This window comes from Gloeothece verrucosa PCC 7822 (assembly GCF_000147335.1).
GTDB classification, from domain to species: Bacteria; Cyanobacteriota; Cyanobacteriia; order Cyanobacteriales; family Microcystaceae; genus Gloeothece; species Gloeothece verrucosa.
On sequence record NC_014533.1, the window covers coordinates 696,946 to 710,050 of the forward strand.

Genomic DNA, 13,105 nt, shown 5'->3' on the forward strand with positions numbered 1-13,105 from the left:
GTCTAAAGTCCAATACTATAAATTTGCCGCCCGAAATTTCTTAAACATTAGAAAGGCAAAGATTTCAGGCGACTTGTTACCCTGTCAAACTCTAGGGTTGTGCGTCACGGGATACGAGATCGCACCAACGATTGAGCAACCGCCGCTTTCCGGCCGACAGGTCACGAGTAACGGACATATAGAGGGTACTCTCGAACATATCATCAGCGCTGACTGCCTTCATTTGCATCCAAGCCCCCTCAATTAACGTGCGATCGTCTAGGGGGAGAACCTCGGACATGACCGGATAAATTAGGTTGTAGACCCGGAAAATGTTGTTGTAAATAAACTCCCAATTGAGTTCTTCATCAGGCTTGCTATCCAAATCGTTGTCAAAAGGCATAGCCCGAATAGTTATATAGTTGTTGTACTCAGTATTCAACGGGTTTGGCAGGATCGGCATCTGTCCACCAGAACCGAATGGGAAAAGCCCAAGATTACAACAACCTGGTTTGACGGACTGTAAGTCAATCTTAACTGTTCCGTCTTCGCCAACTTCCACAACCGTACCGGTAGGTATGTTGACGCGCCCTGAAGGCTCTTCCTTGACTGCCTTTGCCGTTCTTTCTGCCCGTAACAAGGATAAGTCAATCTTGCTATCTTCCTTGATTGATCGAGAAGAAGTGCTGTGATCAGAGCCATTAGGATCGATTAATTTTGGTCCATTATTATCATTATCATATTGTGCTAGGAGTAATTTCGTCCCCGCAGGAGCCGGTTTACCTTTATATTGAACTTGGATGAGGCAAGATTTGGTTTCACCCTGTTCGATATAAACTCCCCGGTCATCGCTGATCGCCGTGTAGGGTTCCTCTAAAAGTGCTTGGACACCTTTGTCGCAGGGCAATCCTTGGCTTACTGACAGTGCTAGACAACCCTTCTCAATTTTCTCAATTAGTCCTTCATCCTTGAGCTTAAGATCAATAATCCCGGCACGAGCCTCATAGGCTTGTTTGTTGTAGTCTTTGTAATAAAGGGTAGCGATGTCCGTGATGCTTTGATCGGGGTTGATGACCTGAACTTTTAATGGTCCAAAGTCGGCTTTATGGGCATCTTTGTCGATTTCAGGGATTGTATCCAGAAAGTCAAGGCTCAAAGTCTTGCGCTTGGGATCGAGTTGGGCGAGTGCGGGTTTGAGGCGGAGGCGCTGAGTGCTATTTGGGGGTGTGACGGGATTGCTGGCCACTAAGTAGCGACCTCCAGGGGCAGTAGCCGGTTCACCTTGGTTCCAGATCCCAATCGAACCAGTCACAAGACTGTAAGCTGGATTCATAACCAACTTACCCTGTAAATACAACTGGCTCAGTTCCTGATTATTGCGAGGTTGGTATGGATATTTGTTCCGTATGCCATTTTGATAGTAGAGGGTTCGATAGGTGCTAAAACGAATCATTAACCCCTGAGCCTTAGGCTGCTGCATAGCTTCGATTAGGGCTGCCAGGAGGGCGGAATTTTCTGGATTGTTGATGGTAAGACCCTCAAAGGGGATCGCTGTTTGCCAAATGACACTAAAGGTACCGGCGATCGGCAAAGGGGCCAAAGAGCGCTTTCCAACCCAGTAAGAATACATCCTCTGATATCGCGGACCTTGAATTCCTGTTTCCTCGTCTCCGATGGCTAAACGATTAAAAAAGATCTGTGATGACCAAACCGAGTAAGGATCGACATCCACTAAGCGGCAGGGGGGTAGAGTTTTTTGGGCGTTGAAAGCGTTGCCGAGAATCTGAACTCCTTTACCAATAATGGGATCTCCGACCGTAACATCACGCCCGTCAGGCAGAGTCCCCCCAACTATTTTAGTTTTTCTGGCTAAGGTATCGTCATAGTCAACGAAATTGCAGGCATGGTCGCCGAAATAATTCCAATCGCCAGGAAGCTTACCTTGTTGATAAGTCATCATATATTGCTTGTAGGTCTCATAGGTAACCCCTTGCGGCAATGGTGTTGTGACCTCATTAGTAGATTCGTTGTAGTTGTCAGGAGTATTGTTAGCCGTATCTGGATTCCAGAATATTTCTCCTGTGAAGTAGAGACGCGGCAGAGATAGAATGCTCATAAGTTTATTCCTCTTGTTGTTTGATGTTTCAGCTATTTATAAACAGAACTGAAGTCGAGTTAAGTTTCTTAACGCTGGCGCTTGGCTAGTCGTAATGACCAAACGAAATCCATAGGGATGAATTCCTTTTGCTCAATCTGGTCTAAAATCTCTTGAGGAATGTCGCCCACATAGTAGGATAAGTTACCTCCTCTTGTATCCACAAACGACAGGCGGAAAGGTCCCGTATTCTTCGTGGCAATGCTGGCAAAGGCATGACAAGTAATACAAGACGAGGCTGGCTGAAAATGAGATTCGATTTGGGAATTGGCTAATAGCGTGGGTTGGTTGAAACCTATTTGGGCCCCGACTAATTCGTAATTAGCATATTTGCTTCCCTTCTCTCGCAATAGAGGTTGAATCTGATTATTGACGGCTTGTGCTTCCTCGGGAATTCCTAACTCAATAAAGGAAGTCGTATATTTGGCGTTATTGACATTTTCAAAGGTTGTCCAGACCCAATTGGACAGGGCTTTAGAGGTAATGTGCATTCCGGTTAGAGCGGCGCGTCCTACTTGATAGACGGGTTTCCCTGCACTATCGATCACTGGCTGACCGTTTTTGCCGATCTCCTGATAGTAAGCATTGCTGGTTATGTAGGTGTTGTTGATCGTGTCGTACTGAGGATTAGTTTTGTCTAGCCACAACCACGAGGTTTTGATTTCCTTGGCATTCCAATTAAAATCGATACAATCCCAGGCCGGAATCTGACTGTTTTGACAAGATTTTGCCGCTTGTTCCTGGCCGTTAATTTTGTAAAGTCCTGTTTGGTAGGGATTCTTTCCCAAGATATAGTCAAAAGTGCTTTTGTTCATCGCTAATTCATAGCGAATCGGTTTACCTTGATTGTCTTCGTTAGCTTTGAAGACTAGACCGGATACCTGCTGGATCGAACCGATATTTTGAAAGGGTTCATCAACAGGTAATCCTATTTCTTTTGCTTTTTGCAGGACCTCTAGGGGGACTTGCTTCTGGGTTCCCCAAGGTTGAGGGGTAGCCCCGTTTGGTAAAAAGACTTCGCTGGTTGTTTTCCAACCTTCCCAGACCACTACCCCCGGATTACCAATTTCTTTGTTAGGATCAGGCCGCCAAGGTTGATCTTCCCGCCCCGGCCAGTTCAAGGCGATGAACAAATCCCAAGCGTAGCAATCTGGCTGAGTTTGAGCAAATTGCTTAGAAAGTTCTTCGTCAGCCAATATCGCCATAATCTTCTCAATATTGAGTCCTTGACAGGCTGAATCTATTTCAGTAGGCGCACTACTGGCTGCTGGTATATAGATCAAGCTGCTCAGGAGAAAACAGAAGCCGATAATCGTTATGAATAGGCATCTTTTGAGTAGTGATCGCCTTTTTGATTTATTCATGAGTGTTTCAATCCTCTCTAGCTGGAAATTTTCAATCAACTAATGCTTTTAGTCTCAAGTATCCGCAAGTTGCGGCCGTTGCCGATGAACAGGGAGCCATTTGGCACTTGACGCTCCTCGAAGGTTGCATGGTTGTAGATCCGGACTAAGTATATAACTTGAAGTTTAAGACTTAACTTACATAGGATGACACCTTGTCTAAACATTAAAAACAAAGCAAAATGAGAATCTAGTTTCAGTATTCTTTGTTAGTCAATCCGCCGTTTTAATCCTTTAACGAACATGAAATTTTTTCGACTTAGCTAAGTCGATTTATCTTCGTAGTGGCTGTGTTTCTAACTTGGTAAAGTCTCTGAGGTGACTAATGCACCTTTCTTTCATAGTAATTTGGATGAGTAATATTGAGATCGCTCGTTTACAAAAGTTAATTTTACCTAAAATAGCTTTAAAAATCTATTTTATGTTAATATTCTAAGTTATAGTGGCAAGGAAGATCTGAGGCTAACGCTTGATGATAGGCAAGCCATTAAAACCCTTCGCTCTGGATGGTGTTCTCATCATTGGAGTGTGGACGGGGTTGCTTGTAACCTCTTACTCTTTGTTAACTTATTACTCTTAAAAGTATTGGCTACAGAAAATCATAAATTCCTAATAACCAATGGGTGCTTTTTCCGAGCGCTCCTACCCAATGATCAATGACGTACTGACAAATTTTATGAATTATATAGATCCTCATATTCACATGAGTTCCCGTACTACGGATGACTATCAAGCGATGAAACAAGCTGGAATTGTCGCCGTGATTGAACCCGCTTTTTGGTTGGGACAACCCCGCACAAATGTGGGAAGTTTTCAAGATTATTTTAACACTCTAGTAGGGTGGGAACGCTTTCGAGCCGCACAGTTTGGAATTCGTCATTATTGCACGATAGGATTAAACTCAAAAGAAGCCAATAACGAACCCCTAGCAGAAGAGGTAATGGAACTGTTACCTTTATATCTGAGTAAAGAAGGAGTGGTTGCTATTGGTGAAATTGGTTATGATGATATGACTCCAGCAGAAGATAAATACTTTCGTCTCCAGTTGGAATTAGCGAAAGAACTCGATATGCTGGTGTTGATTCATACTCCGCACCGCAACAAAAAAGCAGGTACTCTTCAAAGCATGGATGTCTGTTTAGAGCATGGGTTAAAACCGTCTCAGGTAATTGTGGATCACAATAATGAAGAAACTGTCCGGCAAGTGTTAGATCGGGGCTTTTGGGCGGGTTTTACCCTTTATCCCCATACCAAAATGAGCGATGCTCGGATGGTAGAAATTGTCCGTCAATATGGATGTGATCGCATTATTGTAGATAGTAGTGCAGATTGGGGGATCAGCGATCCCTTAGCTGTTCCTAAAACGGCTCAGTTAATGCGAGAAAATGGTATTAGAGAAGGGCAGATTAAAGCCGTATGTTATGAAAATGCCTTGGTGGCTTATAGTCAAAGTGGTCAAATGAATGAGCATGACTGGCTTAATCCTCAACCCGTTGATCAACGACAACTATTTGGTAGTAGTTCGGTTTTGCGAGGACAAAAGCCTGTAGTAGAAGAATCCAGCCAAAATTATATTCTCATTGACTAGAGAAGATAGATTATGCAGATTCAGAACTCCCATACCTCACCTGAATAATCTTTGGCAAAAACCAGAATTTTTGAAGAAAACTAATAAAGGATTAAGCCTTTGCCTCTTCCCCAAGAACCATGAATCCCGAATACAAGCAAGCAGTTTACTCGTAGCTTATTTTCTTACTCATACGATTATGACCATTAGGATTGATCAAAAACCACAAGTAGATTTTCAACCGATTCATCAAAGTGTTCCTATTACATTTCACTATGATGTTCATTTTACAAGAGGGCTATTTGAAACCAACAATCCTTTATTAGCAAAAATTATGGTCGCCGATAGAAAAGCCAGAATTAAACAAGCTATTGCCGTCATAGATTCAGGAGTTTTACAACACCATCAGCAGTTATTAAAAAAACTTCAAGATTATAGCGAGCATCACCAAAACTTTTTTACTTTAGTCGGCAAACCTATTATTGTCAAGGGGGGTGAAGAGTGTAAAAATTCTCCCAAATTAATAGAGAGCATTCATGCTTTTATCGATCAAGTAGGATTGTGTCGTCATTCTTATATTTTAGCTATCGGTGGCGGAGCCGTTCTCGATCTAGTGGGTTACGCTGCTGCTACCGCTCATCGGGGGATTCGTTTAATTAGAATTCCGACTACTGTATTAGCTCAAAATGATTCTGGTATTGGAGTTAAAAATGGGGTCAACGCTTTTGGGAAAAAAAATTTTCTCGGCACTTTTGCGCCTCCCTATGCAGTTTTAAATGATTTTAATTTTTTGACCACCCTAGATGATCGAGATTGGCGCTCAGGGATTGCAGAAGCGATTAAAGTCGCACTCATTAAAGATGCTGATTTTTTTGAGTTCATCAGTATATATGTTGGAGAACTTGTCAGTCGAGACAGGTCAATTATGGAACAAGTAATTTATCGGTGTGCCCAGTTACATTTACAACACATTGCTAACAGTGGTGATCCCTTTGAGAACGGGTGTTCTCGTCCTTTAGATTTTGGTCATTGGGCGGCTCATCGCTTGGAACATTTAACGAATTATCGCCTCCGCCATGGAGAAGCAGTAGCAATTGGCCTTGCTCTTGATTGTACCTATTCTTATTTATCAGGGCTACTTTCACAACAGCATTGGCAAAAAATTCTCACAACACTGGCTGCACTCGGTTTTAGTTTTTATATATCAGAATTAGGACTAACCAGTTATAACGGTGAATTATTTCAAGGGTTATCTGAATTTCAACAACACTTAGGAGGAGAATTAACTATCACTTTATTACAAGAAATTGGAAAAGTAAGAGAAGTCCATCAAGTTGATCTAAAATGCTATCAACTATCTGTTAATGTTTTAGAAAATTGGGTAAAAAGCCAAAGAGAAAACTTGTTTTCTTAGCAATAATATTTATCAAGAAAGATGAAATAGCTGGAAAAATATTTGAAGACGAGTATGATTATGTATTAAGCTATATAGCAAATATACATTATATCAGAATATGTCAGAAAAATAAACTCAATACACCCAGGAAAAAATAATATTAATTTTTGTAAATTAACCGATTTTAATATATCTAAGTTAAATTACCATGAACAAAAGGTATATAACTCACCTCAGAGACTTGACCAACTGAGTAAAAAAGCACAAATAACTACCTGAACAACAATAAAGATAACTTGCGTTTGACAGGTGGTGGGCAAGAAAAAAAGGTGTGGAAAAAAAGTAGGCATTTTAACTTATTGCGTTACTTGAAAAACTACAGCTAAACAAAAAAAGCTAATCCGAGCAGAAATATTAAGTTTTTACTGATTTTTTTCTTCTTTAATTGATGATTGAAGCCAATCAGTAGAAGAATGTTTTTGATAATTTTAGTCCAATAAATAGATTAAAAAGAATCTAAAATTTAGTCATTTATCAAACTTGATGATTGACTTATTTTCTCTTTTCAACAATATTTATTGATAAAATTTAGTTTAAATTTTGTGATGTGTTTAATACAAAAAACTTGATTAATATGGCAGAAAAAAATGATATGATCGCTATAGTTTATTCTGTTGAGAGTTAAAAACAATAATGAGTTATCTAAATCCATTACGTCTGGTGTTTGCAGGTGACTTTCAAGCCGATGTTTCAACAGTCAACAACGATGTTCGGATCTACGACAATACGACCTTCGAGGATCGTTTTCAAGAGCTTTTTGTCAATGCGTATCCCGCCGGTAACCCAGACATAATTTATAACGGTTATTGGAACCCAGTAGGTTCTGGGGCATTCCGCATCATTAACTCGACGGTTCGAGGGGTTTACTATCAAGATGGCAGTAGTGCAACAACCCCTATTAACGGTGATCACTCAGTAGGTCTTTACATCAATGGTTCTAATAACCGAGTTGGCGCTAAATTAGTAGATCTTGATCCTCAATGGCAGTCCTCTTCGGAAATTTGGGGGCTGACCATTCGGTTAAGTGACAGTAATGGTAAGGACTTGCTTGTTGGTCAATTTGAACCAGCACCCTTTAGGGATCTCTGGTTAAATCGGCAGCAAGGAAATATAGCAGATTGGGATCAACCCGCCTCTGCGGCTTTCCAATCAGTGCTTACCCATCTACAGTGGGCGACAGATTTATCTCAATATCGGTTTCTCCAAGAACTGAAAGAAGTGACTGAAGCATTTCAAGGGGAAAATGGAATGCTGTCAATTATGATAAATACCTTTGCCTACAAAAGAGACCCTAAAGTCAACAGATTTTCTCTCGGCAGATTAGTAGGAGCCATTGGCCCCTATGTACCGAATGAACCTCACTCTGTCGTAATTGGACGACGCATGGTTCCGAAAATATTACCAAACCAAAATCCTCTTCGACACAAAATCAACTTTTTCAATGGCACAGTTGATCAACCCTCATCCTCAATCTTCCTGGATTTAGGCAATGCTCTGCCATTCACCATCGAAAATGAAAATCAGAACAATGAATATATAGAGATGTGTGATCTCGGCAGGTTACGGTTGGCGGTGCTTTGCCCTCAAAACGAAACTTATCCTGCTGAAGGGGATCAAGTCACTAAAGACCACAATTTTATTCTTTTAGGAAACGAAATTGTTTACCAATATGATCAAGATCCAGACTGGCTAAATCGAACTGCTGGGATATGGTCTACAAAAATACCAGAGGCGTATTATCCTTTAGTTTTCAATCAACCCCTCGCCCTGATTCAGATGATTGATAACAGTAACGGAACCGTACTCATTCGGGAGAGTGAAAATGGTTTGTTGGTTCGTGCAGACAACTTTGTTAACCGTGTTGAACCAGGGAACACAATTGATGTAACTCTGTTTGCGGCTCAGTATGGGCAACCCTTACCTCATGCAAACGTGATCATGTCCCTTGCAACCCCTGAGCAGGAGGCAGGAATGCCAGTTGACAGTAAGGATCATCCCCTTGCTCCTATCCCCTATACGAATATACCCGCCGAGGCGGTCATTTTTCCTTCATCCCTAACAACACATAATCAGGGGAAAGCTATCTTAAATATTAAGACGACCGATCCCAATAATCCTCGCGGTTATATTGACGGACAAATTTACCAGATTATCTACCTGCTTGACCGTCAGCCTTCAAACCAGCAACATATTCTTGATGGCGCTATTCTCCTGTTATTCAACACCTATCAAGTGCCTGAACAACCTACATGGCTTGAGCATATTCAGCCAATCTTTCAGCAATATGCCAATCTTTATCCGATTATGAGCAAAAAATTGGTTGATCTGAGTAATTATGAATCAGTTAAGACCCATCGAGCTATTCTTGATCTAGCTTTTTCTCTCGCTCCTAGCGATCCCAACTATATGCCAGTGGGTCGTGACTTGTCTGACCCTAAACGCACGACAATTTTGAAATGGTTACGCCAGAAAAATTCAGATGGCACATATACCCTAGCTTATGGCTCTCCAAGCCAACAGATTGTTTCACCCTGTAAGATGACCGTGCCCGATCAACCTATCTCTAGGTCAGCAGATAAGAACATCAGCAGCCCAACCCGGAATTACAAAAATTTCAAATAGATGGCGCTCACAAAAGCCAAAACCATCGGCAACAGGACATAGTTTGACAAAACTCTCAATGCGGCGAGACGGCACTGCTGATGAGGGCCAAGAACCGAGTTTAAATTTAGGTAGTCACAGAACTTCCCTTTAAACCTAATAGCCAAATACCCTTACTACTTTGAGGAGAACCCTATGGTAAAGATACTGCAAAAACAAATTCAAAAGGTTCGTCAAGCATCAAGTGCTTCTGAGCTATACCAACCCCTGCAAGATGCTATTGATTTAGAACATTCAACGATTCCGCCCTACCTCACTGCCTTCTACTCGATCAAGTCCGGTTTCAATCAAGAAATTGCCGCTCTGATCCTATCGATAGTGCGTCAAGAAATGTTACACATGACTATTGCCGCCAATGTTCTCAATGCTATTGGGGGTCAACCAGTAATCAATGAGCCTAATTTTATTCCCCACTATCCGGGTAACCTACCGGGGAATGTGGAACCAGACTTAGTGGTTGGTCTTGCGCCGCTCTCCTTGAGCGTGGTCAAAAATATTTTTATGAGAATTGAACAACCAGAGAATCCCCAAGAATTTCCCAAAGAATATATTCCGATCTCCTGTGATCTTGCCGAACAGGAAGCACAGTTTAATTTTATGTTGAGAACCCAGGAAGAGTATAATACCATTGGGGAATTTTATCAGGCAATTATTGACAAAATACATCTATTAGGGCCTGACATTTTTATTGGAAAACCCGAGCGACAGGTGGTTAACGAGCAATGGTTTGCCCCTAACTTACTATTTGCTGTCACCAACCCAGAGGAGGCGACCCGAGCTTTAATGATCATTGCCGAACAGGGCGAAGGAGTGGGGACAAGTCCCTTAGATTCTCAGGGAGAACTGGCTCATTACTACAAATTCAGCGAGATTTTTCAAGGATATCACCTTTATCAAAAAGCACCCTTTGAGTTTGTCTATAACACAGCGCAACCTATCCCTTTAGATCCAACAGGCATCTATAATTTAGTGGAGAATTCTAAGGCTAATATGTATGTACCGGGTACGATGGCTCGACGTATGGTAGACCAGTTTAACTACTCTTATACTAGCCTCCTCAACGGCCTACACAAAACATTTAATGGTGAGCCGAATTATTTGAATACAGTGATGGGTTTAATGTTTGATCTGAAGTTACAAGCCCAGAAAATGGCAGAGACAATACTAACCCCTGAAGACTTATCCAGCCCGAAAGCCTGGGACAATGTAGATAAGTCCCTGGCCCCATCCTTCGAGTATGCCTCAAACGACTGATATAAGTATCTAGACCTCAATTTGACATTTATTTACATATTGTTCACGAAGTGGCGCGGAGTGCTTCTTTATTTATGTCCAGGTACTTACCTACATCTTACAGTTAACTTTATTTACTCACGACGGAGTCTGCATGAACTGTTTAAGTTGGATACTCTCTATGAACAAACGAGTCATAGTTTCTTTGTTGGCTTGTTTTTTAGTGGTTACCGTCTGTTTAGGCGGCTGTAAAGCTGTTGCCAATAATCCAAAGGGACATATATATTTCTCGCAAGGCGTACATAATACCGAAGGGTGCGGCCAATCAAATGATAATTGCATAGCAACACGAAATTTAGATGACCCCAGTGATCCAGAATACCCCCAGTGGTGGATTAGTGACTGGACAATGTATCGAGTATTTCAACATTATAAGGAGGTTCCCCCTCCCTACGACTTGCCCCCAAAAGACTTAACTCCCGATGATTATGAGGTTTCCTATGGGACAACCTACTACGACTCCACCTACATTCCTGAAGATGGCGACGGGGAAGGTGCAATGCTGGAGCATTATGAAAAGCGGTGTTTGCCTATCTTCCCCCAAAACAACCACTATACCTGTTCTTTTGTCTCTCTGGGTAATAAAGCTTATTTTCTGCGTTATGACGACCAAAACCCCAACCAAAAGCCAAATATCTGCTTTTTTTCACCTTACAACCATCCTCCCCGCACCGATTTCATCAAGCATTTACCCTATAATACAGAAGAAAGCACCCATCTCAATAATTCCCTGCAAGCTTATTCCATACGAGTCCCCAATGGCGATCAAGACATTCTGTTTGGGTATGCTTTTAATAAAAACTCAACCGGGGATAGCTTTAACAAAAGTGCTAAACCCTATCGGCATCCACAATCTTTCTACTTTTCTGGCGATCCTAACCCTGAACCAAACGCGCCTATTGTCAGTCAAAACTATACCAATTTCCGTATGGAACAGCCAGAGCCACTGATGTGGAAGGAAATTGTCGAAATATTACCCCCCAAATTGGAATCGTGCTGCTTGTTTGCTAACGACTGCCCGAATAGCGTAAGCAAGAGCAAGGATCAGCTCTCTAGCGGTCTGGATGCGCTAACCTATAGCAAAAATTAGTCAGTTTCTAGGCTGTTGAAAATGTGAAGAAATCCAGAAAAATTTTGTACACAACTTTTATGTTAAAAGCGGGAGAAGAATGGTTAAGACAATTTGACAGAATAATTCTGTATTCTTTTCATTTATCGCTCAAATTGCTCAAATATACCCATTAAATCGCTTAATTGCTGCTGTAGATGAAGCAGTAGCCTTCTGTCGAAGGTGGTTAGTGGAGTATTAACGGGTGAAACCCCTCTATTGCTCTGTCTCGGTTGAGGCTGCTCCTGAGCCATCAACAAGAGTCAGTTGTCTATGTATATCCTGGATAAGATTCCTTCAGGCGAACGCTTCCGCGTCATTGCGTGTTCGCCTTGATCATCTTTTTAAAAAAAACAATTGTACTATCAAAAAATTAGGGCTAACAAGAGTTTTTATTCTATGAGTGCGATAGATTTTAGGCTATAAGCAAAAACTTAAAATAAATTTTAGATAAAGTCAAAAGACTTAATATGAAGATTTAGTGAATTTAAATCAAATAGGGCGCGAAATACATTGACAAACAAAGTAATGTGAGATAAATTAACTCGAGAATAGTCAGTAAATTCAACTATTTTGAGGAAAAAATATTTAAGTAATAAATTTAGAAATTTTATATCAATGTCAACTATCCTGTAAATATTGGTAAGTTATGAAAAATAATAATGTAAAGCTTGAGATTGAATCTTTAGCTTCAATCTCAAACGAGAAAAAAATTATCTCTTCTTTAAAAGAGTGCATAAATATTAGTTTTTTTTTGATAGTCGGTATTTTGGGATTAGACAATCGAGTTTTGGGCGCAGAGCTTAACTTATTATCGGGATGGGAAATAGCTGGAGATGTACAAATCGAAAGCGCAACTCGAGTAAATTTATCTAGCGATGGCTTATTCGATGATGACATAGACTTAGCTGTGCAAACAGGAGAATTTAACTTTTCTGGCAATGCCGCCTCAGTTGTCGGTTTTGGCTCGTTAGAAACTTTTTTAGGAATTGATGTAGCCCAACTTAATTTGGAAGGCGTAGCTTATGAAGGTTCTGCCATTAAAACAAACCTGAGTGTCAATACTCGCAGTGAATTGAGTTTTGACTGGGAATTTTTAACCAATGAAACTTTTGAATTGCCGCTAAGGCCATTCAACGATTATGGCTTTGTCCAAATCGGACAACAAGTTAATAAATTAACTGATTACCAAAATACTCAAAAATCGCCCAATTGCTCATTTGGGTTTGTTGGTTGTACAGGAGTAAAAAGCTTAAAGTATACTCTCGCTGCCGGACAATATACTTTAGCTTTTGGGGTTATAGATGTTGATGATTTTGCTATCACCTCTGCCTTAAAAGTAAGCAAAATTAATTTAACGCCAAATCAAGAAGAACCCGTGACTGTGCCTGAACCGAATTTGGTGTTTGCCATATTTACCGCCCTTTCATTAGCAACAAGCTTATCGCCCAAAAAATCCAACAATAAAAATTAAGCCTCACAT

Annotated in this window: 9 protein-coding genes; 6 read left to right on the forward strand and 3 right to left on the reverse strand. The window is 41.0% G+C overall.

Going from position 1 to position 13,105, the window contains the following annotated elements; all coding sequences use genetic code 11:
* Positions 1 to 91: 91 nt before the first annotated feature.
* A complete protein-coding gene (locus CYAN7822_RS29580; protein ID WP_013334645.1) occupies positions 92 to 2,095 on the reverse strand; it encodes a hypothetical protein in 2,004 nt (667 codons plus the stop codon).
* 68 nt (positions 2,096 to 2,163) lie between these two features.
* The gene (locus tag CYAN7822_RS29585) at positions 2,164 to 3,498 is read right to left on the reverse strand and encodes a hypothetical protein (protein ID WP_013334646.1); all 1,335 of its coding nucleotides are present in this window, start codon (positions 3,496 to 3,498) and stop codon (positions 2,164 to 2,166) included.
* 715 nt (positions 3,499 to 4,213) lie between these two features.
* Here CYAN7822_RS29585 and CYAN7822_RS29590 point away from each other — a divergent pair.
* The 5 genes from CYAN7822_RS29590 (at position 4,214) to CYAN7822_RS29610 (ending at position 11,604) form a co-directional block, all read left to right on the forward strand.
* Positions 4,214 to 5,125, forward strand: a complete 912-nt coding sequence (locus CYAN7822_RS29590; RefSeq protein ID WP_071881449.1) for a TatD family hydrolase — start codon at positions 4,214 to 4,216, stop codon at positions 5,123 to 5,125.
* A gap of 178 nt (positions 5,126 to 5,303) precedes the next feature.
* On the forward strand, positions 5,304 to 6,518 hold the full coding sequence (locus CYAN7822_RS29595; RefSeq protein ID WP_013334648.1) for a 3-dehydroquinate synthase: 1,215 nt from the start codon (positions 5,304 to 5,306) through the stop codon (positions 6,516 to 6,518).
* A gap of 675 nt (positions 6,519 to 7,193) precedes the next feature.
* The gene (locus CYAN7822_RS29600) at positions 7,194 to 9,182 is read left to right on the forward strand and encodes a hypothetical protein (protein WP_013334649.1); all 1,989 of its coding nucleotides are present in this window, start codon (positions 7,194 to 7,196) and stop codon (positions 9,180 to 9,182) included.
* Between the two features lie 174 nt (positions 9,183 to 9,356).
* Entirely contained in the window at positions 9,357 to 10,475 is a 1,119-nt protein-coding gene (locus CYAN7822_RS29605; RefSeq protein WP_013334650.1) for a ferritin-like domain-containing protein, read from the forward strand.
* Between the two features lie 160 nt (positions 10,476 to 10,635).
* Positions 10,636 to 11,604 (forward strand): hypothetical protein, encoded by a 969-nt coding sequence (locus tag CYAN7822_RS29610; protein WP_157871983.1) that lies wholly within the window; start codon positions 10,636 to 10,638, stop codon positions 11,602 to 11,604.
* A gap of 122 nt (positions 11,605 to 11,726) precedes the next feature.
* Here the strand turns inward: CYAN7822_RS29610 and CYAN7822_RS38155 are convergent, their stop codons facing one another.
* Positions 11,727 to 11,876, reverse strand: coding sequence for a hypothetical protein (locus CYAN7822_RS38155; RefSeq protein WP_157871984.1), 150 nt, complete (start codon positions 11,874 to 11,876; stop codon positions 11,727 to 11,729).
* Between the two features lie 395 nt (positions 11,877 to 12,271).
* Between CYAN7822_RS38155 and CYAN7822_RS29615 the strand changes: the two genes are divergently transcribed.
* A complete protein-coding gene (locus CYAN7822_RS29615) occupies positions 12,272 to 13,096 on the forward strand; it encodes a hypothetical protein (RefSeq protein WP_013334652.1) in 825 nt (274 codons plus the stop codon).
* Positions 13,097 to 13,105: the final 9 nt, after the last annotated feature.